This is a genomic window from Mycobacterium kyorinense (assembly GCF_002101735.1).
GTDB lineage: Bacteria > Actinomycetota > Actinomycetes > Mycobacteriales > Mycobacteriaceae > Mycobacterium > Mycobacterium kyorinense.
In genome coordinates this window covers 1-22989 of record NZ_LQPE01000110.1, presented here as the reverse complement: position 1 = coordinate 22989, position 22989 = coordinate 1, and the positions used below count along the sequence as shown (strand labels likewise).

Here is a 22989-nt window from a genome sequence, read left to right as displayed (position 1 = left end):
TCCCCACCCACCGACGGTCCCCAACCCCCGGCGGCGCCACCGGCCAGAGGTCCGCAACCACCGGGTGATGTCGGCAACGGTCACGGTGGCGGCAGCATCGGTGGAAGCGCGGGTGGTGCTGGCGCCGGCAGTCACTGATCCCGCAGACCATCTGCCTCCATTGAGCGCCGAACGTAACGTGAGGGCGACCTTGGACGGCGAAAAGCTCCCTGGCGCTACGCTCGGCACGATGACGACCGACGACCTCTCGGCGAAAGCCGATCGCTATCTGTGGGGTCACTTCGCCCGGCACGGCCCGGGCATCACCCCGCCGATCATCACCCGCGGCGAGGGCGTGCGGATCTTCGACGACCGCGGCAAGAGCTACCTCGACGCGCTGTCCGGGTTGTTCGTCGTGCAAGTCGGGCATGGCCGCGACGAGCTCGCCGAAGCCGCCGCCAGGCAAGCCCGCACGCTGGCCTACTTTCCGCTGTGGTCGTACGCGACCCCGCCGGCGATCGAACTCGCCGAGCGCGTCGCCCACTATGCACCGGGCGATCTCAACCGGGTGTTTTTCACCACCGGCGGCGGCGAGGCCGTCGAGACCGCGTGGAAACTCGCCAAGCAATACTTCAAGCTGACCGGCAAACCCGGGAAATACAAAGTGATTTCGCGGGCCGTCGCCTACCACGGCACACCGCAGGGCGCACTGGCCATCACTGGTGTGCCCGCACAAAAGGCGCCGTTCGAGCCGCTGACACCGGGCGCGGTGAAAGTAGCGAACACCAACTTCTACCGCGCACCCGAACCGTTCAACACCGACCTCAAGGCCTTCGGCCAGTGGGCGGCCGAGCGCATCGGCGAGGCAATCGAATTCGAAGGGCCCGACACCGTCGCCGCGGTCTTCCTCGAACCCGTGCAGAACGCCGGCGGCAGCATCCCGCCGCCCCCGGGCTACTTCGAACGAGTCCGGCAGATCTGCGACGACTACGACGTGCTGCTGGTCTCCGACGAGGTCATCTGCGCCTTCGGCCGGATCGGGTCGATGTTCGCCTGTGACGACTTCGGTTACGTGCCGGACATGATCACCTGCGCCAAGGGGCTGACGTCCGGCTACTCGCCGCTCGGCGCGATGATCGCCAGGGACAGGCTGTTCGAGCCCTTCAACGACGGCACAACGACGTTCCCGCACGGCTACACGTTCGGCGGTCACCCGGTGTCGGCGGCGGTCGCGCTGGTCAACCTCGACATCTTCGAGCGCGAAGGTCTCAACGACCGCGTCAAACACCTTGCGCCGCAACTACGTAGCACACTCGAGCGGCTCTACGACCTGCCCATCGTCGGCGATGTCCGCGGCGAGGGCTACTTCTACTCGATCGAACTGGTCAAGGACCAGGCCAGCCGGGAAACCTTCACCAAAGAGGAACGCCGGCGGCTGCTCCCGGCTTTGTCGTCGGCGCTGTATGACGCCGGACTGTACTGCCGCATCGACGACCGCGGCGACCCCGTGATCCAGCTGGCTCCGCCGCTGATCAGCGGCCAGGCCGAGTTCGACGAGATCGAGGCCGTCCTGCGCGCAGTGCTGGCGGACGCACTGTGAGTAAACCGCGCATCAACCCGGTGCGGTGGCAGCCACCGCCCGTCGAGCCGCTGCCGGATGTCCCCTCGCCGGACATCACCGTCGTCCCACTGCCGGGCAACGGCCCCGAGGACGTCGTCGCCGACGCGGGCGGCCACATCTGGGCGGGCTTGGAAGACGGCCGTATTGTGCGGATTTCACCCGACGGCGGCGAGCCCGTCGTCGTCGCCGATACCGGTGGGCGGCCGCTGGGCTTGCACGTCGCTCGCGACGGGCGAGTCCTCATCTGCGACAGCTACCGAGGCGTGCTTGCGCTGCACCCGGATGACCGCACGCTGACGACGCTGGCCGACTCGGTGGCCGGCAGACCGCTGATGTTCTGCTCCAATGTCACCGAAACATCGGACGGGACAATCTATTTCACCGAGTCGACGTGCGATTTCCGGTTCGAGCACTACACCGCGGCGGTCATCGAGGCGCGCGGCCGCGGCGGCCTGTTCAAGCTCGCCCCCGACGGCACCGTCACGCAGCTGCTCGACGGACTGTACTTCGCCAACGGGGTGACGACGACGGCCGACGAGTCGGCGCTGGTGTTCGCCGAAACCCAGGCGCGACGGCTCTCGAAGTATTGGCTCTCCGGCCCGCAGGCCGGGTCGGTGACACCGCTCGCCGAACACCTGCCCGGCATGCCCGACAACATCTCCACCGGCGCCGACGGCCGGATCTGGGCCGCAATGGTGGCCGAGGTCAACACCGCGCTGGAATGGCTGGTGCCGCGGGCGCCGGTTCTGCGCAAGCTGGCGTGGCGGCTGCCCGAGCGGCTGCAACCGCAGATCAAGCCGGAGGTGTGGGCGGTCGCCTTCGACCCCGACCACGGCCACGTTGTCGCCGGTCTGCGCACCAGGCATCCGCAGTTCGGCGTCGTCACCGGGCTCGTGGAGAGCGCCGGCAGACTGTGGATGGGCACGATCAACTACCCGGCACTCGCCCACGTGGACCTGGCGGCCACCAGCCTCTAAACCCAAGTCTTAGTAACTTCTGCAACATTTGTCACAGCGCGGCGCCCCGGAAATCCGCTGTCGATCGCCTAATCTGCACACACGATGGCCCGCTTACGATCCGCATTGTGCCTGGCAGGGGCGCTTTTCCTGTCGGCCGCGCCGAGCATGCCCGCCGCCGTCGCCGAGCCCAACGCCGCGACGGGCACCTGCCCGTATCGGGTCACCACCCCGCCGGCGGTCGACTCGTCGGAGGTGCCGCAGGCCGGCGACCCCCCGGTTCCGCTGCCGGTACCCGCCGCGCCGGTGGGCGGCAACGCGCTGGGCGCCTGCGGCGTGATCGCCGCACCGGACACCCCGCCCGTGCCCGGTGACGTCTCCGCCGAGGCATGGCTGGTCGCCGACCTCGACAGCGGCGCCGTCCTCGCCGCCCGCGACCCGCACGGTCGTCACCGCCCGGCCAGCGTCATCAAGGTGCTGGTCGCGATGGCGTCACTGGGCGAGCTCAATCTCAACAAGGCCGTCGCCGGCACCCCGGAGGACGCCGCTGCGGAGGGCACCAAAGTCGGTGTCGCGCCCGGCGGCACGTACACGGTCAACCAGCTGCTGCACGGGCTGCTGATGCATTCCGGCAACGACGCCGCGCACGCGCTGGCCATGCAACTCGGCGGCATGCCGGTCGCGCTGGAGAAAATCAACACGCTGGCCCGCAAGCTGGGCGGCGGCGACACCCGCGTCGCGACGCCGTCCGGGTTGGACGGGCCCGGCATGAGCACGTCGGCCTATGACATCGGGCTGTTCTACCGATACGCCTGGCAGAACCCGACATTCGCCGACATCGTGGCCACCCGCACCTTCGACTTCCCCGGCCATGCCGACCATCCCGGTTACCAGCTGGAGAACGACAACCAATTGCTTTACCACTACCCCGGCGCGCTGGGCGGCAAGACCGGCTACACCGACGACGCCGGGCAGACATTCGTGGGCGCGGCCAACCGCGACGGACGCCGGCTGATGGCGGTGCTGCTGCACGGCACCCGGCAGCCGATAGCGCCGTGGGAACAGGCCGCGCACCTGCTCGACTATGGCTTCGCCACCTCTCCCGGTACCCGGGTGGGAACGCTCATCGAACCCGACCCCGCGCTGGTGGCCGCCAAACCCGATGCCGCCGACGATGCCACCGCCAACCGGGCCGCGCCCATCGTGCCGCCCGCCGACGCGCTCCCGGTGCGGGTGGGCGTGGCGGTCATCGGCACGATCATCGTGTTCGGCTTGATGATGGCCGCGCGATCGCTGAACCGCCGACCGCAGCGCGAGTGCTGATGGCAACCCAAGGCTTCTCTACCACGACCGAGTGCTGGAACGGCACCAGCGGATTCGAAGCGTGCGGCTGGTGGCTGATCTCGACGAGCACCAGCTTGCTGCCCCTGGCCATCGTCATCGCCGCCGCGCTGAGAATCTTGCCGCAGCGCTGGTCCTCCCAGCCGGACAGGATTGCCTCGAGTCAACCGGCTGCAGGGCGCCCGCTGCTATAAAACGGTATGCGCCGCGCCGGACTGCTGGGTCTGACCGCGGCAAGCCTGGGCGTCATTTACGGCTACGACCTGTCCAATATCGCCGGCGCGCTGTTGTTCATCACCGACGAGTTCGATCTGACGACCCGGCAGCAAGAGCTGGTGACGACGGCGGTGGTGCTGGGCGAGATCGCCGGCGCGCTGGGAGGCGGCGTGCTGGCCAACGCGATCGGACGCCGGCGGTCGATGGTGCTGGTCGCCGCCGGATACGCGGTTTTCGCGCTGCTCGGCGCCATATCGGTGTCGGCCTCGATGCTGCTGGCGGCGCGGCTGTTGCTGGGCCTGACCATCGGGGTATCGATCGTGGTGGTTCCGGTCTTCGTCGCCGAGTCCGCCCCGGCCAGCCGGCGTGGTTCGCTGCTCGTGGCCTACCAGGTGGCCACCGTCGTCGGCCTGATACTCGGCTACCTGGCCGCCTACCTGCTGGCCGGATGGCACGGTTGGCGATGGATGCTGGCGCTGGCCGCGCTGCCCGCGGCACTGGTGACGCCGGCCTTGCTGCGGATGCCCGACACCGCCCGGTGGTACCTGTTCAAGGGCCGGGTTGCCGATGCTCGTCGGGCGCTGCTACGTGTGGAGCCGGACAGCGACGTCGAGACGGAACTTGCCGAGATCGACCGCGCGCTGCACGAAGAAAGCGGCGGGGTGTTGGTCGAGATGCTGCGGGCGCCGTATTTGCGCGCCACCCTCTTCGTCATCGGGCTTGGCTTCTTCATCCAGATCACCGGGATCAACGCGATCGTGTACTACAGCCCACGGCTGTTCGAGGCCATGGGTTTCGCCGGAAACTTCTCATTGCTGGTTCTGCCGGCCCTGGTGCAGACCGCGGCTCTGGCCGCGGTGCTGGTCTCGCTGGTTCTGGTCGACCGGCTGGGCCGGCGGCCAATCCTGTTGTCGGGCATAGCCATGATGATCGCCGCCGACCTACTGCTCGTCGGCGTGTTCGCCACGCACTTTTCAGCGGTACTCGGGTTCGTCGGCGTGCTGCTGTTCACGATGGGCTTCACCTTCGGTTTCGGCGCGCTGGTGTGGGTGTACGCCGGTGAGAGCTTCCCGTCCCGGCTGCGGGCGATAGGCTCCAGCGCCATGCTCACCGCGAACCACGTGGCGAACGCGGCGGTGGTCGGCACTTTCCTGACCATGCTGCAATCACTGGGCGGCTCAGGCACTTTCGCGGTATTCGGCGGCTTTGCGGTGGCCGCGTTCGCCGTCGTCTACCGGTTTGCGCCGGAAACCAAGGGCCGCCAGCTCGAGGAGATTCGACACTTCTGGGAATGCGGCGGCCGCTGGCCCGAGGCGGCGCCGACGGAGGCTCGGCCGTGCCCCTGATCGCCGCCGGCACAACGGTTCTCGGGCAGCAGCTCTGCAGCCCCGGGTGGGTGGACGTGTCCGGCGCGCGCATCCTCGACTGCGGGCCAGGGCTGCCGCCGCGCCCACCCGACGTCGATCTGCCCGACGCCGTGGTGGTGCCGGGCTTCGTCGACATCCACGTACACGGCGGTGGCGGAGCCTCCTACCACGGCCCGGACATCATGCGGGCGGCCGAGTTTCACCGCCGCCACGGCACCACCACCACACTGGCCAGCCTGCTCAGCGCGTCCCACCACGATCTGCTGACCGGCGTGCGGGCGCTGGCCGAGGCGACCCGGGCCGGCGTCGTCGCGGGCATCCACCTCGAGGGGCCGTGGCTGAGCGCGCAGCACTGCGGGGCACACGACCGTCGGCAGTTGCGCGACCCGCAACCCTCCGAGATCGACGCGCTGCTCGCCGCCGGCGACGGCACCATCCGCATGGTCACCCTGGCACCGGAACGCCCCGGCGCCGACGACGCCATCACCCGCTTCGTGGACGCGGGAGTGGTTGTGGCCGTGGGACATACGGATGCCAGCTACGAGCAGACGCAGCATGCCGTCGCGCTGGGCGCGACGGTCGGCACCCATCTGTTCAATGCGATGCGGCCGCTGCACCACCGCGAACCGGGACCGGTACTGGCACTGCTGGAGGATGCCCGGGTGACCGTCGAGCTGATCGCCGACGGCGTGCACGTCCATCCGGCCGTGCTGCGTGCGGTGATCGAGGCGGCAGGTCCCGAGCGGGTGGCCTTGGTCACCGACGCCATTGCAGCGGCGGGCCGGGGCGACGGGTCGTTTCGCCTGGCAACGCTCGACGTCGACGTCGTCTCGGGCGTGGCGCGGGTGCGCGGGACATCGACCATCGCGGGCAGCACCGCGACCATGGATCAGCTGTTCCGTACGGTGGCAGCCGGGTCCGGGCTGGCCGCAGCAGTACACATGACGTCCACGACCCCGGCCCACGCACTGGGATTCGGCGACGTCGGCAGCTTGCGCGCGGGTCTCAACGCCGATCTTGTCGTGCTGGACCGGGATCTAGAGCTGACCGCCGTGATGGCGGGCGGCCAGTGGGTACTTGACGACGGCATGTCACATCCGCATGCGCTGCGACGTCTTACCTAGGAACCGATCCGGAGGTCACGACAATGCCCGTACACCCGTTCCGCGCCGCTGTCGAAGCCGGCGAAACCAGCACCATCGGAAAGCTGTTCACCGACGACGTGGTGCTGCACAGTCCCGTCGCACACTGCCCGTACATCGGCCGGGAGCAGGTCGCGACCATCGTTTCGGCGGTCGCAACCGTGTTAAAGGGGTTTGACTTCGACAGGGAAATCAGCGCGGACACCGCGGCTTTGATGTTCCGCGCCACGGTCGACGGCCTGGATATCCAGGGCTGCGACTTCATCCGTACGCGCGACGACGGCTTGATCGACGAGTTGACCGTGATGGTCCGGCCGCTCAAGGCTGCCACGGTGTTCGCCGAGAAGATGGCCGCGGAACTCGCAAAAGGCGGGCGCCCGTAGGGTTTTGCTATGGTCGACCCGTCGGCAATCGACACCGGACGAGGGGCACCGTACCCGGCCAGCGACAAGACGGCGCCGTGGAGGTGTGCGATGGCCTGGCTGGTGTTGGTGGTGTCGGGTGCGCTGGAGGCGGTGTGGGCGACGGCGTTGAACCGCTCCGACGGCTTCTCGAAGCTGGCCCCGTCGCTGGTTTTCGCGGTGTCGCTGACGTTGTCCATGGCCGGGCTGGCGTTCGCGATGCGCAGTCTGCCGACCGGGACCAGCTACGCGGTATGGGTGGGCATCGGCGCGGCGATCACCGTTGCCTACGCCATGCTGACCGGCGACGAAGCCGCATCCCTGGTGAAGGTCGTGCTGATCGCCGGTGTGGTGGGCTGCATCGTCGGCCTGAAGCTGGTGAGCTAGCGTCGCCGAACCAGCCGCGAAATACCCAGCGCGCCAACGGCTCCCGCGGCTGCTGCGGTCAGCGCCTGACGCACGCTCAGGCCGTCGTCGACCTGCACCCGCGGTGTGATCACGGCGGGTTCCGGCGGTTCGACCGGTGTGGCCAAGAGGTTTTCCGGTGACGTCGCCGCCCACGCCGTGGCGAACAACAGCAGCCGTGAGGTGACGTAGACGAACACCATCAGGCCCAGCACCGGTCCGAAGGTGGCACCCGCCGGGGTGTGCAGCACCGACTGCAGATAGATCGATCCGACGAACTTGAACAGCTCGAAGCCCACCGCTGCGAGCAGCCCGGCGCGTACCGCGCTGGCGAAGCTGATCGACTCCCGCGGCAACCGCGCGATCATCCAGGTGAACACCAGCCACGACACCAGCAGCGACATCAGCACTGAGACAGCGCGCAACACCCCGTCGAGCACGGGGACGTTGTGAATCCCAAGCCAGCCAAGCAGTTTGGCCATCGGCCGAGCGCTGGCCAGCGCGCTGAGCGCGACGGTGGACAGGATCGCCACGAACGAGGACACCATCGCCGACAAATCCGACAGCCTGGTGCGGATGAACCCGGGCGGCTCGGCGCGCTGCTTCCACATGGCGCTGAGCGCTTCGCGCAGATTGGCCATCCAGCTCAGGCCGGCCCATCCGGCGGTGGCCAGGCCGATGATGCCGACCGACGCTCGCGAGTCGATTGCCGAATTCATCAGGTCGATCACCTGTTGGCCCAGATTGCCCGGGACGCTGGCCCGTACCTTGTTGTCGATCTGGTGCAAGATGTCGGGCCGGCGCGACAGCACAAACCCGCCGACCGCGAAACTCACCATCAACAAAGGGAATAACGCGAAGATCGTGTAGTAGGTGAGCCCGGCGGCGAAGTAGTTGCCCTTGCATTCGTCGAAGCGTTCATTGGCCAGCATGACGTGGTCGAACCACCCGTATCGCGTTCGCAGCCGATCGAGGATTCCAGGTCTGTCCGGCTCGCTCATCTGTGCGGCAAAAAGCCTAGCCGGTCGTATACCCGATCGACGGTTTTTGCGGCGACGTCCTGGGCCCGTGCCGCGCCGTTGCCCAACACGGATTCCAATTCGGCTGGGTCGGCGAGGAATTCGTCGACTCGGGCCTTGATCGGTGTCACGAATTCGACGACGGCCTCGGCGGTGTCCTTCTTCAAGTCGCCGTAGCCGCGCCCGGCGTAACGCTCTACCAACGTGTCCACATCGGTTCCGGTCACCGCGGACTGAATGACGAGCAGGTTCGACACCCCGGGCTTGGCGTCCGGGTCGTAGCGGATGTCGCGTTCGCTGTCGGTCACGGCCGAGCGAATCTTCTTGGCGGACAAAGCCGGATCGTCGAGCAGGTTGATCAGGCCGGCGTCGGTGGCCGCCGACTTGCTCATCTTCGACGTCGGATCGGCCAGGTCGTAGATCTTGGCGGTGACCTTGGGGATGAGCAGCTCGGGAACCACGAAGGTGTCCGGGAACCGGCTGTTGAACCGCTGGGCGACGTCGCGCGCCAGCTCGAGGTGCTGGCGCTGGTCCTCCCCCACCGGCACCAGCTCGGCGTCGTAGGCCAGCACGTCGGCGGCCTGCAGCACCGGATACGTGAACAGCCCCACCGTCGTCGACTCGCTGCCCTGCCGTGTCGACTTGTCCTTGAACTGGGTCATCCGCGAGGCCTGCCCGAAACCGGTGAAACAGCCCAGCACCCATGCCAGTTGGGTGTGGGCGGGCACATGGCTTTGCACGAAGACCGTGCTGCGGGCGGGATCGATACCCAGCGCCAGGTACTGCGCGGCGGTGACCAGTGTGCGGCGCCGCAGCACCTCCGGGTCCTGCGGGATGGTGATGGCGTGCAGGTCGACGACGCAGAAGAAGGCGTCGTGATTGTCCTGCAGGTCAGCCCAGTGCGTCACCGCCCCCAGCGCGTTGCCGAGGTGCATCGAGTCGGAGGTGGGCTGGACGCCGGAAAAGACCCGGCGCAATCCGGTTGCGGTGCTCATGGTGACTCGATCTTTTCACGCCACCGCCGGCCGCATGCCCCCTGCTTGCGGTACCGCCGGTATCACCTTACTGTCGGGAGGGTGACGTCTCGCGCGCCCATCCATCTCGGCTCCGGTGAACCGGTCGTTTTGCTGCACCCGTTTCTTATCTCGCAGATCGTGTGGGACACGGTCGCCCAGCAGCTCGCCGACACCGGCCGCTACGAGGTGTTCGCCCCCACGATGGCCGGCCACAACGGCGGTCCTTATGCCGGCACGTGGTTCCTGAGCTCGTCGGTGTTGGCCGACCACGTCGAGCGGCAACTCGACGAGCTGGGCTGGAACACCGCCCACATCGTCGGCAACTCGCTGGGCGGCTGGGTGGCCTTCGAGCTGGAAAGCCGTGGGCGGGCACGAACCGTCACCGGTATCGCCCCCGCCGGCGGCTGGAGCCGCTGGACTCCGACAAAGTTCGAGGTGATCGCGAAGTTCGTGCTGGGCATGCCGGTCTGGGCACTGGCCCGCTTCCTGGGCCACCGGGCGCTGCGGCTGCCGCTGGCCCGCCGGCTGGCCACGCTGCCGATCAGCGCCTCGCTGGACGGGGTCAGCGAAACCGAGCTCGTGGCGATCGTCGACGACGTGGCGCACTGCCCGGCCTACTTCCAGCTTCTGCTCAAGGCGCTGGTGGGGCCCGGCCTGCTGGACTTGGCGCACACCGCCGTTCCCGCGCACCTGGTGATCTGCGAGAAGGACCGCGTGTTCCCCGGGCCCAGGTCGCATCGCTACTTCCGGTCCCACCTGCCGGAGGGAACGCAAGTGACCGAGCTCGACGGCCTGGGCCACATCCCGATGTTCGAGGCGCCGGGCCGGATCACCGAAGTCATCCTCGACTTCATCGACCAGTACAGCTGGCCGCCCCGCGCCATCGAGGCGTAGCCGCGCGAGCAGACGCAGAATCGCACGTTTCGTCCCGAAATCGTGCGATTCTGCGTCTGCTCGCCCTACGAGGTGAGCGCCTTTTCCAGGTTGTCGGCGATCGTGTTGAGGAACTCCTCGCTGGTCTGCCATTCCTGGTCGTCGCCGATCAGCAGCGCGAGGTCCTTGGTCATCTGCCCGCCCTCGACCGTGGACACGACGACGTCTTCCAGCGTCTGGGCGAAGTCGATCACCTCGGGGGTGTCGTCCAGCTTGCCGCGGTGCTGCAATCCGCGGGTCCACGCGTAGATCGAGGCGATCGGGTTGGTGGAGGTCGGCTTGCCCTCCTGGTATTGGCGGAAGTGCCGAGTGACGGTGCCGTGGGCGGCTTCGGCTTCCACCGTCTGGCCGTCGGCTGTCATCAGCACCGACGTCATCAGGCCCAGCGAACCGTAACCCTGGGCCACCGCGTCGGATTGGACGTCGCCGTCGTAGTTCTTGCAGGCCCACACGTATCCGCCCTCCCACTTGAGGCAGGCGGCAACCATGTCGTCGATCAGCCGGTGCTCGTAGGTCAGTCCGGCTTCTTCGAACTTGTCCTTGAACTCCTCGTCGTAGATGCGCTGGAACTCGTCTTTGAACATGCCGTCGTAGGTCTTGAGGATGGTGTTCTTCGTCGACAGATACACCGGGTAGTTCTCTTGCAGCCCATAGGCAAACGACGCCCGGGCGAAATCCTCGATGGATCGCTTGAAGTTGTACATCCCCATCACCACGCCCCCGCCTTCGGGGATCGACACCATCTCGTGCACGATCGGCTCACTGCCGTCGCTCGGGGTGAAGGTCAACGTGACGCGCCCGGGCTTGTCCACCTCGAAGTTGGTCGCCCGGTACTGGTCACCGAAAGCGTGGCGGCCGATGATGATTGGCTTCTTCCAGCCGGGCACCAGCCGCGGGATGTTCGAGATGATGATCGGTTCGCGAAAGATTGTGCCGCCCAAGATGTTTCGAATCGTGCCGTTGGGCGAGGACCACATGTGCTTGAGGTCGAATTCTTTGACCCGGGCCTCGTCGGGAGTGATCGTGGCGCATTTGACGCCGACGCCGTGTTTTTTGATCGCGTAGGCCGAGTCGATCGTCACCTGGTCATCGGTGGCGTCCCGGTGCTCGATGCCCAGGTCGTAGTAGTCCAGGTCGATGTCGAGGTGCGGGAAGATGAGCAGGTCCTTGATCCACTGCCAGATGACGCGGGTCATCTCGTCGCCGTCGAGCTCGACAACCGTGCCTTCGACCTTGATCTTGGATTTGCCGGACATCTGAGTTCGAGCCCTCCTGCGCACGACGACGAGTGATCACTGGTACGGGTGCCCCGTACCGCCCGGTTTGAACCGGACCTGCGTCAGCCGGCTGCGGCCAGTGCGGCGTTGAACGTCTTGCTCGGTCGCATCACCGCGGTGGTCAAGGCGGCGTCCGGCGCGTAGTAGCCGCCGATGTCCACCGGCTTGCCCTGCGCCTCGTTGAGTTCGGCGACGATGTCGTCTTCGTTGCTGGTCAGCGCATCGGCCAGGGCGGCGAAGTGGTCCCGCAGCTGCGGGTCGTCGGTCTGCGCCGCGAGCTCTTGCGCCCAGTACATGGCGAGGTAGAACTGGCTACCGCGGTTGTCGAGCTCGCCGGTCTTGCGCGACGGGCTCTTGTTGTTGTCCAGCAGCTTGCCGATCGCCGCATCCAATGTCTTGCCCAGGATCTTGGCCCGCTCGTTGCCGGTCTTGATCCCCATGTCTTCGAAACAGGCGCCCAGCGCGAGGAATTCGCCGAGCGAATCCCAGCGCAGGTGGTTTTCCTCCACCAGTTGGTGGACGTGCTTGGGCGCCGAACCGCCGGCGCCGGTTTCGTACATGCCGCCGCCGGCCATCAACGGCACGATGGACAGCATCTTGGCGCTGGTGCCCAGCTCCAGGATCGGGAACAGGTCGGTGAGGTAGTCGCGCAGGATGTTGCCGGTGGCGGCGATGGTGTCCTTGCCGCGGATCAGCCGCTCCAGCGTGTACCGCATGGCCCACACCTGCGGCATGATGCGGATGTCCAGGCCCTCGGTGTCGTGGTCCTCGAGATAGGCCTGGACCTTTTTGCGCAGCTCGTTCTCGTGCGGACGCTCGTCGTCCAGCCAAAACACCACCGGCATACCGGAATTGCGTGCCCTGGTGACGGCCAGCTTGACCCAGTCCCGAATCGGCGCGTCGCGCACGATCGGCATGCGCCAGATGTCGCCGGCTTCCACGTTCTGGCTCAGCAGCACTTCGCCGGTGGTCAGGTCCACGATGTTGGCGACACCGTCCTCGGGGATCTCGAACGTCTTGTCGTGGCTGCCGTACTCCTCGGCCTGCTGCGCCATCAGGCCGACATTGGGGACGGTGCCCATGGTGGCCGGGTCGAATTGGCCGTTGGTCTTGCAGAAGTTGATGATCTCCTGGTAGATCCGGGCGAACGTGGATTCGGGGTTGACCGCCTTGGTGTCCTTTTGCCGCCCGTCGGCGCCGTACATCTTGCCGCCGGCGCGGATCATCGCGGGCATCGAGGCGTCCACGATCACGTCGGACGGCGAATGGAAGTTCGAGATTCCCTTGGCCGAGTCCACCATGGCCAGCTCGGGCCGATGCTCGTGGCAGGCGTGCAGGTCGCGGATGATCTCCTCGTGTTGTGAGGCGGGCAGCGACTCGATCTTGCTGTAGAGGTCGACCAGTCCGTTGTTGACGTTGACACCCAGTTCGTCGAACAGCTTCTGGTGCTTGGCGAAGGCGTCCTTGTAGAAGACCTTGACGGCGTGGCCGAAGACGATGGGGTGGCTGACTTTCATCATCGTCGCCTTGACGTGCAGCGAGAACATCACGCCGGTCTTGCGGGCGTCCTCCATCTGCTCTTCGTAGAAGTCGCACAGCGCCTTTTTGCTCATGAACATCGAGTCGATGATGTCGCCGTCGAGCAGCGACACCTGGGGCTTGAGCACGATCGTCTGGCCGCTCTTGGTCTCCAGGACCATCTTCACGCCGCGCGCACGGTCCAGGGTCATCGACTTTTCGCCGTGGTAGAAGTCGCCGTGCTTCATGGTGGCCACGTGGGTGCGCGACGCCATCGACCACTCGCCCATGCTGTGGGGGTGCTTGCGGGCGTACTCCTTGACCGCCTTCGGTGCGCGACGGTCCGAGTTGCCTTGCCGCAGAACAGGATTCACTGCGCTGCCCAGGACGTTGGCGTAGCGCTTGCGGACCTCTCGTTCCGCGTCGGTCTTCGGGTTCTCCGGGTAGTCGGGGACCTTGAACCCTTTTTCCTGCAGCTCGCGGATCGCGGCCACCAGCTGCGGCACCGAGGCGCTGATGTTGGGCAGCTTGATGATGTTGGTGTCAGGCGACTGGGTCAGCTGGCCCAGCTCGGCCAGGTTGTCCGGCACCCGCTGCTCTTCGGTCAGGTGGTCGGGAAACTCGGCCAGGATGCGGGTGGCCACCGAGATGTCGCTGGTGCGCACCTTGATGCCGGCCGGCTCGGTGAAGGCACGCACGATCGGCAGAAACGCGTAGGTCGCCAGCAGCGGCGCCTCGTCGGTCAGCGTGTAGATAACGGTCGGCTGCTCGGCGCTCATGGTTTCTCCCGGCGTCGCTGTCGGTCAGGTGTGACTGCCAGTATCCCGTACCGGGCGCCGCCGCGCGCCACGTGGCCCGCTGGCACCAGGTCGGCGACGTGCGATAAGCTGCAAATCGGTCATGAGCGCCAGCGCTAAGCCCCGGCTTGCTGGCCGGCAACCCTCCAACCGCGGTGGGGTGCCCCGGGTGATGACCAGGTTGAGTAGCCACAACCGGCTACGCGGCAAGCGCGGGTCCGCCGTGACGGGCCCCCCGAGTAGACAGGGAAACCTGATGCGCGCCTATTTGGGCTGGCCCATCGTGTCTCGCAGTTGCTGAACGCAGGCCTGCCGGTTGACGTCGTCTCCCGATGGCGTCCCGCAGCCTTGCGAGCAACCCGAACCTTCCAGCAGAAAGCATGCAGATGAGCGCTGAGCACACCGACAGCGACCCGGCCGCGCACTGGTCGTTCGAGACCAAGCAGATCCACGCCGGCCAGCGGCCCGACCCGGCCACCCACGCCCGGGCGCTGCCGATCTACCAGACCACCTCCTACACCTTCGATGACACCGCGCACGCCGCGGCGCTGTTCGGGCTGGAGGTGCCCGGCAACATCTACACCCGGATCATGAACCCGACCACCGACGTCGTCGAGCAACGGATCGCCGCGCTCGAAGGCGGGGTGGCCGCGCTGTTTCTGGCTTCCGGGCAGGCCGCGGAGACCTTCGCGATCCTGAACCTGGCCGGCGCCGGCGACCACATCGTGTCCAGCCCGCGGCTCTACGGCGGCACCTACAACCTGTTCCACCATTCGCTGGCCAAACTCGGCGTCGACGTCACGTTCATCGACGACCCCGACAACCTGGACTCCTGGCGATCGGCGGTGCGGCCGAACACCAAGGCGTTTTTCGCCGAGACCATCTCCAACCCGCAGATCGACGTCCTCGACACACCCGCAGTGTCGGCGGTGGCCCACGAGCACGGCCTGCCGCTGATCGTCGACAACACCATCGCCACCCCGTACCTGATCCAGCCGATCTCCCAGGGCGCCGACATCGTGGTGCATTCGGCCACCAAGTACCTCGGCGGGCACGGCTCGGCGATCGCCGGCGTGATCGTCGACGGCGGCACCTTCGACTGGACCAGCGGCCGCTTCCCCGGCTTCACCACACCCGACCCGAGCTATCACGGCGTGGTGTACGCCGAGCTGGGTCCGCCGGCGTTTGCGCTCAAGGCCCGGGTGCAGCTGCTGCGCGACTACGGGTCGGCCGCCTCGCCGTTCAACGCGTTTCTGGTGGCCCAGGGCCTGGAGACGCTGAGCCTTCGCATCGAGCGGCATGTCGCCAACGCGCAGCGGGTGGCCGAGTACCTCGCCGGCCGCGACGACGTGGTGTCGGTCAACTACGCCGGGCTGCCCAGCTCGCCGTGGCACGAGCGGGCAAAGAAGTTGGCGCCCAAGGGTGTTGGCGCGGTGCTGGCGTTCGAACTGGCCGGCGGGGTGGCGGCCGGCAAGGCGTTCGTCAACGCGCTGCGACTGCACAGCCACGTCGCCAACATCGGCGACGTGCGGTCGCTGGTGATCCATCCGGCTTCGACGACGCACTCCCAGCTCAGTCCCGAAGAGCAGCTGTCCACCGGCGTCAGCCCGGGTTTGGTGCGGCTCGCCGTCGGCATCGAAGGCATCGACGACATCCTGGCCGACCTCGAGCTCGGTTTCGCCGCGGCCCGCGCGCACCGCGACTCCGCCGATCCGCAAGCAGTGGCGGCGTTCTGAGGAGGCTGAGGTGACGATCTCCGACGTGCCGACCCAGACGCTGCCCGCCGAAGGCGAGCTGGGGGTTGTCGACATCGGCTCGCTGAAGCTGGAAAGCGGCGAGGTGATCGACGACGTCTGTATCGCCGTGCAGCGCTGGGGTGAGTTGTCGCCGGCGCGCGACAACGTCGTGGTGGTGCTGCACGCGCTCACCGGTGATTCGCACATCACCGGACCCGCCGGTCCCGGGCATCCGACGCCGGGCTGGTGGGACGGTATCGCCGGGCCGGGCGCGCCGATCGACACCAACCGCTGGTGTGCGGTGGCCACCAACGTGCTGGGCGGCTGCCGCGGCTCGACGGGCCCCAGCTCGCTGGCCCGTGACGGAAAGCCTTGGGGCTCAAGATTTCCGCTGATCTCGGTGCGCGACCAGGTGGAGGCCGATGTGGCCGCGCTGGCCGCGCTCGGTATCACCGAGGTGGCCGGCGTCGTCGGGGGCTCGATGGGCGGCGCCCGGGCGCTGGAATGGATCGTCAGCCATCCCGACCGCGTCCGGTCCGGGTTGCTGCTGGCGGTCGGCGCGCGCGCCACCGCCGACCAGATCGGCACGCAGAGCACGCAGATCGCGGCAATCAAGGCCGACCCCAACTGGCAGGACGGCGACTACTACGACACTGGGCGCACACCCGAGGCCGGCCTACAGATCGCCCGGCGCTTCGCGCATCTGACCTATCGCGGCGAGGTCGAGCTGGACACCAGGTTCGCCAACGACGTCCAGGGCGACGGCCGCTACGCCGTGCAGAGTTATCTCGAGCACCAGGGCAGCAAGCTGGTGTCGCGGTTCGACGCCGGCAGCTATGTGGTGCTCACCGAGGCGCTGTCGAGTCACGACGTCGGCCGCGGCCGCGGCGGGGTGGCCGCGGCGCTGCGCGGCTGCCCGGTTCCGGTGGTGGTCGGCGGGATCACGTCCGACCGGCTTTACCCACTGCGTCTGCAGGAGGAACTCGCCGAGTTGTTGCCGGGCTGTTCGGGGCTGCAGGTCGTCGACTCGATCTACGGGCATGACGGTTTTTTGGTGGAGTCCGAGGCCGTCGGCGAAATGGTGCGGCAGACGCTTGCGCTGGCCGACGGAGTGCGGGCACGGTGACTCGCTCCCGGCAAGAGCGCTCGCTGTCTTTCGGCGCGGAGGCGGCGGCCTATGAGCGGGGCCGCCCGTCGTACCCGCCGGAGGCGATCGACTGGCTGCTGCCGGCGGATGCCCGCGACGTGCTGGACCTGGGCGCGGGAACTGGCAAGCTGACCACCCGGCTGGTGGAGCGCGGGCTGGATGTGGTAGCCGTCGACCCGATCCCCGAGATGCTCGACGTGCTGCGCAGCTCGCTGCCCGACACGCCCGCGCTGTTGGGGACCGCAGAAGAGATTCCGTTGGCCGACAACAGTGTTGACGCGGTGCTGGTTGCCCAGGCGTGGCATTGGTTCGAGCCGTCGCGGGCAATTCCTGAAGTGGCGCGCGTGCTGCGGCCGGGCGGGCGACTGGGCCTGGTGTGGAACACCCGCGACGAGCGGCTCGGCTGGGTGCGTGAGCTGGGCCGCATCATCGGTAGCGACGGCGATCCCGCCCGCGGCCGGGCGACCCTTCCGGAGCCGTTCACCGGCATCGAGCGTCATCAGGTCGAGTGGACGAATTACCTGACGCCGCAAGCGCTTATCGACCTGGTGGCGTCGCGCAGCTACTGCATCACCTCGCCGACCGAGGTGCGCACCAAGACGCTGGACCAGGTTCGGGAATTGCTGGCCACCCATCCGGCGCTGGCCAACAACAACGGCCTTGCCCTGCCATACGTCACGGTCTGCGTACGGGCCACGCTTTCCACCTAGCGCCGAATGTGGGGTTTTAGCGCGGGTTTTCGGTGCGAGGCGTACCGCAAGCCCACGCTCATCGTCTGCGCTGAGGAGTTTTCGCGGGTGCTGGTAGAAGTTGGTTCTTGGTCGGCCGCGGTCCAGGCCCGGATGGGATCCATTCGGTCTCACCGTTCTTGAGCTTGCGGGTACGCCAGCCTTGGCTGGCGAGTCTGTGGTGCAGGCCGCATGCCAGGGTCAGGTCGTCGATATTGGTCTCCGGGCACGTGGCCCATGCGCTGGCAAGGCGGACTTCGATAAGGTAATAGGGCGCGTCGCAGTTACCGGAGCTTGCAGCCACGATCCTTGGGCTGACCAGATTGGTTGTGCACGCCACCAAGTAGTAGGCGCTGACCAGGGAGAACAGGAGTCGCCTGAGAAATCTCCTGCGATCGCGCAGCTGTCAGCGCCCATATAATCGCCGCATGGCGCAGCTCACCACCGACGCCGCCGTCCTTGCTCGTGAGGCCGCGAACTTCGAGCGCATCGCCGGGGAGCTGAAGAACGTCATCGCCCGCGTGGAGTCGACAGCCGCTGAGCTGGACGACCATTGGAAGGGATTCTCCGCGAGTGCTGCCCAGCAGGCGATCACTCGGTTCCAGCAAGCGGCTGACGCACAGGTCACCCAGCTCAACGACATCTCGACGAACATTCACGTCGCAAGCGCGCAGTACGCCACGACAGACGACGAGCGATCCGCCGCGCTGGCATCAGCGATGGACATGGAGGGCGACCGCGATAAAGAGCACAACGGGGCACAACTCGTTGACTGGAAGCAAGGCCCGGACCAGCCTTTGCAGCCGCCGGCTCCAGGTCTGCCGCCTGAGGGCGTCCGACCTCCGGTCGCGGGAAACCTGACCGTAGGACCAGCAAGCCGCCCGAGCGAGCAGGCTAAGGGCGGCATGAGCCTGTGGGACGAGAAGGGCGGCGAGTGGAGATACGATCCGGGCACCGATAAATGGCATAACCCGCATTGGGACTTCAACCAACACGATACGAAGTTCCCTGAGTGGCAGAACATTCAGATCGGTGAGCTTCCGCCGCACACGGACGACGCGAGCGCCGCCCCGATCTGGCTCTCGGGCACCCGCGCCTACTCCGAATGCCCCGCCTGAGCCGCCGCCATCCGCTGCGCCGCGAGAACCCCCCGCGCCGCGAGCACCCGTTGAGCTGCCAGCGCCGCCTCCTGCGCCTCCGAGAGGAGGTTTCGGTGGTTTCGGTGGAGGAAGCATCGGTGGCAGTGGTGGCGGAGGTCCGCTACCCGGACAACATGGCAACATCGAAGAACCGACGTTATAGGAAAGCGTGAACGCGATGACCGTAGTTCGTGCCGAGCTGGCTCCGAAGTTTTACTTCGGCCACGACGCGGTGTTGCTGGCCATGGATACCGCCGGGGTGAGCGTCGTTCTTAAGGCGTTAACTCAGGCGCAGCAACAAGGTTCATCACGACTGGACCAGGATGGAATGGTTCACGAGTTCATCATTCAGGCTGGTGCGGCTGACATAGACCTGCGCGATGATCGCGCAGTGTGGCGGCTCGACGGCGCCAAAGCTGCAGAGATCGTCGAGCTGTTGACGCATATGGCTCCTCGGACCGACGGTGCGGGTCATTACTACGTCGACATCTCTGCCCCGGCAGAGACGCTTGTACTGTCACGCAACGAGTATGTGTAGCGGGCATTCCGCGATCGTCTACAACGGCAAGGTCACCATCGCCGGCATCCCCGAGGAAGCCGAACGCTACCTGCTCGGTTCACGCTCGGCGCTCGGCTGGATCATCGACCGCTACCAGGTGACCACCGACAAAGCCTCGGGCATCGTCAACGACCCCAACGACTGGTGCGACGAGCACGACGACCCCACCTACATCGTCGAGCTGATCAAGAAAGTCACCACCGTCAGCGTCGAAACCATGAAGATCGTCGACAGCCTTGCCGCGGTAACCACTCTCGCCTGACTCGATCGCAAAGCGCGAGATGAAGCGCGTTACTTCTACGCGCGTTCGGCCGCGCCTGGTGCGAAGTTCATCGCCAATGCACCGCCACGGCGCAGCGACAACCACCATGGCCCCTCAGGGGCTCTCGCGAGCTGACCCTCGATGCTGCCCCAACGCACCGCGACACGCACGAGCTGGTCCCATGCCGACCGTTTCCCGACGTCGCCATGCAGGTGAATGACCTTGAGCTTGTGAGTAATTGCCAAAGTTGCCTCGTGCGGCCTTGTCCGCAGCCGTCTGTCAGTCGTGATCAGTACCCACCCACGGTCGCCCACAATCGGTATCCACTCCGGGTCGCGTATGCCTTGTGGAAGCAACTCGTCGACCGGAGGCCGGCTGAACACCGCAGTGTCCTTGCGCACAGCGGTCAAGCCGTTGCCCAGCCGCAGCAGATTCTCGTCGACGACGTAGACCACATCGTCGACTTCGAGCACGACTAGGCCGCCAACCGATACTTCTCGGCGTAGTCTTTCGCCTCTTGGACCTGCCGAAGGCTCAATCCATAATCAGCGGCCAGATCCTCGGGCCGTTCGCCGCTCGCAGCCATCCCGGCGATCGTCGCAACTGAGACGCGCCGGCCGACAAAGGTGGGTTGCCCGCTGTACCGCATCGGGCTGATGACGATGTCTGGATATTCATTGTCGGCGGGCAGCTCGGCGATGACCGTCTCGCCCGTTTCATCCTGCGCCAGCGTGGCGCGGTCAACGAGCCAACGCGCTCCACCGAGGAGCTGTTGGCCTGTGCGCACGACCATTTCATCGTCAGACAACCCCGCGTCATCACCCGCAATCGTCAGGTCACGTTGATGGACTGAGAGATAAGGGCGCAGGTGTGCCAGCGGGTAATCAATGTTGTAGCGACGGCGCAGGCTGTCGATCGCGGCGCGCAGTCGGGGAGTTGGTACCTCTTCGCGAAGCTCCGCAAGCATGCGAGCTTCGACAAACTCGCCCCACGTCACCCACGGTGTGTCTTTCGGTGCAACCCGCAGGATCGGGTCATACGACTTGCCGCCACGCGTGTACCCATTGATCCACCGTCGTGCGGTCCCGCTCCCGAGGCCGACGAGCCGATCGACCTCGGGGTACATATAGATCTCATGATCCAGCAGCGAGCTAACCGACATAAGCGCAAGCATGACACATCACTATCACCAGGGCCCGGCCGATTTGCCGATGAAGACCGTGCCGGGACGACGACTCCGATAGCTCAGCAGGCGACGTCGCGCCCCGATTACAGGATGCTCCCGCGTCTGGGGCTTTGCCGCCGGCAACTGGCCTAAGCACGCTGAACGGGGAGTTGTTGCACGGTTTGTCGATTTGCGTACCACAAGTCCACGCTCGCCGCTTAAAAGTTGAGCCCCGAGAACATGACTCGGCCGGGGTCGTACTTTTGCCGGACGGCGGCGAGCCGGCCCAGATTCGGGCCGAAGTACCGCGCCGCGGGCTGGTTCACTTCGAGATAGTTCACATAGCCGCCGACCGAATACGGCCGCACCGCCTGGTGCGCGGTGCCCAGCCAGCCAGTGGCCTCCGACGGGTCACCGGATGTCTCGACATACCACTGCACCAGTGCGGACTGCCGGCGCCACGGAAAGGCGGTGGCCGTCGGCGCCACACTGGCGAGCGCGCCGTCGAGGGCGTGCATGATTGCCAACATGCGGCCCGCGCCACGCGGAAAGGCGTCGACCGCCGACGCGATCCCCTGGGCGGCGGCCGGGGTGATCGTCGTGAAAACATCGGACCCGCCGACATATCCCAGCGGTGACGGGTTGAGGTTCCCGACCGCCAGGTAGTTGACCAGGTCCAAGTAGTTGAATGTGTGGTTCTCGGTCCCGATCGGTTGCAGCCCAACGGCTTTGGTGATGGCGCCCGCCACGCTGCCGCCCGAGCCGGCCGGGCAGGTGGCGAGGATGCGACAGTGGGTACCCATCGCGTCGACGGTGGCGTCGGCCAGCGCCCAGCTGCTTGCGTCGGCGGTCCGCAGCCAGTTCTGCCAACCGACGAGGACCGCAGCGAACGACTGCGGCGTGAAGTTGAGGTTCACCGCGTCGACGTCGCCGGCGGGGAACGTGGCGAATGTCAACGACGTTGTCACGCCGAAGTTTCCGCCGCCGCCGCCACGTAGCGCCCAAAACAGGTCGGGGTTTTCCGCGGGCGATGCGGTGACCGCCTGTCCGTTGGGCAGCACGACTGTCGCCGATCTCAGCGCGTCGCACATCAGGCCCGCGTGCCGGGACTGCGCACCCAGCCCGCCACCCAGGGCGTGCCCCGAGGCGCCGACCGACGGGCAGGTACCGGTCGGAATGCCCCGCCCGGCCGCGGCCAGCGCTTGGTGGATCGCGTGCAAACTGGTCGCGGGCGGCACCGTGACCAACCCGGTGCCGGCGTCATAGTTGATACCGCCGGGCAGCTGACGCAGGTCGAGGACCATCGTGCCGTTGGCCGTCGAGGCCCCCACGTAGGAATGCCCACCCCCGCGCGGCGCGACCTTGAGGTTGTGGGCGGTGGCGAATGCCATTGCCTTCTGGACGTCGGCCGCCGACGAAGGAACAACGACCGCCGCTGGTGTTGAGTCGTTGTAGTTGGTGTTGAAAACCTGTTTGGCCGTCACGAATTGGCCACCATCGCCCGGCGTGAGCACCTGCCCGCCGATGGTGGACGAAAGACCGCTCCAGCCAGCGGGATTCGGTTCCGCCCGCGCCCGCACCGGGCCGAATACCGCACCGGCGGCCAATGCTCCAGCTGCACCGCGTAGAAATGTCTTGCGTGAGAACTCACGAGCCACCGCCGCATTGTCAACCACGGCACTGGCAAAACTGACGTTGCCGCATACTGTGTCAGGCGTGTCGAGCCAAACGTGCGCGAACCTTTACCGCGCCGTGTCGTAGACGTGATGCGGGTGACTCAGTGTTCCTTGGAACCCCTACAGATTAGGAGCGCGACATGCGTCGCAAATGGATAGCACCAGCAGCCGCCGCCGGCTTGCTCGCGGCGGCTGCGGCGATCGCGGCCCCGGCGCACGCGGACTCGATCGACGAGTCGTTTCTCTCGGCGCTCAGTGGCGCCGGGGTCAACTATCAGGACCCAGCGGGAACGGCCGCGCTGGGCCAGTCGATTTGTCCGATGCTGTCGCAGCCGGGCGGATCATTCGCCTCCGCGGCGTCGAGCGTGGTCGGCCACAACGGCATGTCGCCGGCCATGGCTCAGATGTTCACCAGCATCGCCATTTCGATGTACTGCCCGTCGATGATGGCGTCGATCGCCAACGGCCAGATGCCGAATCTGCCGCAGGTGCCGGGGATGCCGAGCATCTAGCTTAGCCTGAATCCGTGGACGGTCGGTCGTTGGTGATCGGCGTGGGAACCACGAAAATGCCTCCTGAACTGGGACAA

At 66.7% G+C, this 22989-nt stretch carries 21 protein-coding genes, 1 pseudogene and 2 riboswitches; of the genes and pseudogenes, 15 read left to right on the top strand and 7 right to left on the bottom strand.

The features are described 5' to 3' along the window. Nucleotides 1-229: 229 nt before the first annotated feature. The 7 genes from AWC14_RS13585 (at nt 230) to AWC14_RS13550 (ending at nt 7410) form a co-directional block, all read left to right on the top strand. Nucleotides 230-1579, top strand: coding sequence for an aspartate aminotransferase family protein (locus AWC14_RS13585; RefSeq protein ID WP_045375773.1), 1350 nt, complete (start codon nt 230-232; stop codon nt 1577-1579). Then, complete coding sequence (locus AWC14_RS13580) at nt 1576-2577, top strand: SMP-30/gluconolactonase/LRE family protein (protein WP_045375766.1); 1002 nt, start codon at nt 1576-1578, stop codon at nt 2575-2577. The genes AWC14_RS13585 and AWC14_RS13580 overlap by 4 nt, the downstream gene beginning before the upstream one ends. Before the next feature lie 84 nt (nt 2578-2661). Next, complete coding sequence (gene dacB1, locus AWC14_RS13575; protein ID WP_045375764.1) at nt 2662-3879, top strand: D-alanyl-D-alanine carboxypeptidase DacB1; 1218 nt, start codon at nt 2662-2664, stop codon at nt 3877-3879. 218 nt (nt 3880-4097) lie between these two features. Further along, complete coding sequence (locus AWC14_RS13565; protein ID WP_045375760.1) at nt 4098-5459, top strand: sugar porter family MFS transporter; 1362 nt, start codon at nt 4098-4100, stop codon at nt 5457-5459. Further along, nucleotides 5450-6604, top strand: a complete 1155-nt coding sequence (gene nagA / locus AWC14_RS13560) for an N-acetylglucosamine-6-phosphate deacetylase (RefSeq protein WP_057003522.1) — start codon at nt 5450-5452, stop codon at nt 6602-6604. Before AWC14_RS13565 ends, nagA begins: the two co-directional genes overlap by 10 nt. A 23-nt stretch (nt 6605-6627) precedes the next feature. Then, nucleotides 6628-7005 (top strand): nuclear transport factor 2 family protein, encoded by a 378-nt coding sequence (locus tag AWC14_RS13555; protein ID WP_045374668.1) that lies wholly within the window; start codon nt 6628-6630, stop codon nt 7003-7005. Between the two features lie 15 nt (nt 7006-7020). Then, a riboswitch (guanidine-III (ykkC-III) riboswitch) is annotated at nt 7021-7084 on the top strand. A gap of 11 nt (nt 7085-7095) precedes the next feature. Beyond that, nucleotides 7096-7410, top strand: coding sequence for a DMT family transporter (locus AWC14_RS13550; RefSeq protein WP_045374700.1), 315 nt, complete (start codon nt 7096-7098; stop codon nt 7408-7410). Here AWC14_RS13550 and yhjD read toward each other — a convergent pair. Together yhjD and trpS are read right to left on the bottom strand one after the other, a co-directional pair. Then, complete coding sequence (gene yhjD, locus AWC14_RS13545) at nt 7407-8429, bottom strand: inner membrane protein YhjD (protein WP_045374671.1); 1023 nt, start codon at nt 8427-8429, stop codon at nt 7407-7409. The two genes, AWC14_RS13550 and yhjD, sit on opposite strands and share 4 nt — an antisense overlap. Next, nucleotides 8426-9442 carry a tryptophan--tRNA ligase gene (gene trpS, locus AWC14_RS13540; protein WP_045374674.1) on the bottom strand — a complete coding sequence of 339 codons (1017 nt, stop codon included), beginning with the start codon at nt 9440-9442 and terminating at the stop codon, nt 8426-8428. Before trpS ends, yhjD begins: the two co-directional genes overlap by 4 nt. Before the next feature lie 81 nt (nt 9443-9523). Here trpS and AWC14_RS13535 point away from each other — a divergent pair, with 81 nt between their 5' ends. Continuing rightward, nucleotides 9524-10357 (top strand): alpha/beta fold hydrolase, encoded by an 834-nt coding sequence (locus AWC14_RS13535; protein ID WP_045374676.1) that lies wholly within the window; start codon nt 9524-9526, stop codon nt 10355-10357. Nucleotides 10358-10422: 65 nt separating this feature from the next. On the opposite strand, the gene AWC14_RS13530 is transcribed toward AWC14_RS13535, so the two are convergent. Both AWC14_RS13530 and AWC14_RS13525 read right to left on the bottom strand, forming a co-directional pair. Further along, the gene (locus tag AWC14_RS13530) at nt 10423-11652 is read right to left on the bottom strand and encodes an NADP-dependent isocitrate dehydrogenase (RefSeq protein WP_045374679.1); all 1230 of its coding nucleotides are present in this window, start codon (nt 11650-11652) and stop codon (nt 10423-10425) included. Nucleotides 11653-11735: 83 nt separating this feature from the next. Next, nucleotides 11736-13970: an NADP-dependent isocitrate dehydrogenase gene (locus AWC14_RS13525; RefSeq protein WP_045374681.1), complete on the bottom strand. Its 2235-nt coding sequence runs from the start codon at nt 13968-13970 to the stop codon at nt 11736-11738. A 117-nt stretch (nt 13971-14087) separates the two neighbouring features. Then, nucleotides 14088-14207: riboswitch (SAM riboswitch) on the top strand. A 161-nt stretch (nt 14208-14368) separates the two neighbouring features. Between AWC14_RS13525 and AWC14_RS13520 the strand changes: the two genes are divergently transcribed. The 6 genes and pseudogenes from AWC14_RS13520 to AWC14_RS13490 form a co-directional block, all read left to right on the top strand. After that, nucleotides 14369-15724 carry a bifunctional o-acetylhomoserine/o-acetylserine sulfhydrylase gene (locus AWC14_RS13520; protein ID WP_142281687.1) on the top strand — a complete coding sequence of 452 codons (1356 nt, stop codon included), beginning with the start codon at nt 14369-14371 and terminating at the stop codon, nt 15722-15724. Between the two features lie 10 nt (nt 15725-15734). Then, the gene (gene metX, locus AWC14_RS13515) at nt 15735-16850 is read left to right on the top strand and encodes a homoserine O-acetyltransferase MetX (protein ID WP_057003521.1); all 1116 of its coding nucleotides are present in this window, start codon (nt 15735-15737) and stop codon (nt 16848-16850) included. Next, on the top strand, nt 16847-17581 hold the full coding sequence (locus AWC14_RS13510; protein WP_045374684.1) for a class I SAM-dependent methyltransferase: 735 nt from the start codon (nt 16847-16849) through the stop codon (nt 17579-17581). The genes metX and AWC14_RS13510 overlap by 4 nt, the downstream gene beginning before the upstream one ends. Before the next feature lie 446 nt (nt 17582-18027). After that, complete coding sequence (locus AWC14_RS30205) at nt 18028-18717, top strand: WXG100 family type VII secretion target (RefSeq protein WP_069601553.1); 690 nt, start codon at nt 18028-18030, stop codon at nt 18715-18717. Between the two features lie 199 nt (nt 18718-18916). Beyond that, nucleotides 18917-19276 carry a hypothetical protein gene (locus AWC14_RS13495; RefSeq protein WP_045374687.1) on the top strand — a complete coding sequence of 120 codons (360 nt, stop codon included), beginning with the start codon at nt 18917-18919 and terminating at the stop codon, nt 19274-19276. A gap of 4 nt (nt 19277-19280) precedes the next feature. Further along, nucleotides 19281-19559, top strand: a pseudogene (locus AWC14_RS13490) (type ISP restriction/modification enzyme); the annotation flags it as partial. A gap of 35 nt (nt 19560-19594) precedes the next feature. Here AWC14_RS13490 and AWC14_RS13485 read toward each other — a convergent pair. The 3 genes from AWC14_RS13485 to AWC14_RS13475 form a co-directional block, all read right to left on the bottom strand. Beyond that, nucleotides 19595-20032 carry a PIN-like domain-containing protein gene (locus AWC14_RS13485; protein ID WP_045374691.1) on the bottom strand — a complete coding sequence of 146 codons (438 nt, stop codon included), beginning with the start codon at nt 20030-20032 and terminating at the stop codon, nt 19595-19597. A gap of 2 nt (nt 20033-20034) precedes the next feature. After that, nucleotides 20035-20733, bottom strand: a complete 699-nt coding sequence (locus AWC14_RS13480; protein WP_045374694.1) for a DUF433 domain-containing protein — start codon at nt 20731-20733, stop codon at nt 20035-20037. A 209-nt stretch (nt 20734-20942) separates the two neighbouring features. After that, entirely contained in the window at nt 20943-22382 is a 1440-nt protein-coding gene (locus tag AWC14_RS13475; protein WP_045374709.1) for an FAD-binding oxidoreductase, read from the bottom strand. A 158-nt stretch (nt 22383-22540) separates the two neighbouring features. Here AWC14_RS13475 and AWC14_RS13470 point away from each other — a divergent pair, with 158 nt between their 5' ends. Beyond that, a complete protein-coding gene (locus tag AWC14_RS13470) occupies nt 22541-22912 on the top strand; it encodes a DUF732 domain-containing protein (RefSeq protein ID WP_045374697.1) in 372 nt (123 codons plus the stop codon). Nucleotides 22913-22989: the final 77 nt, after the last annotated feature.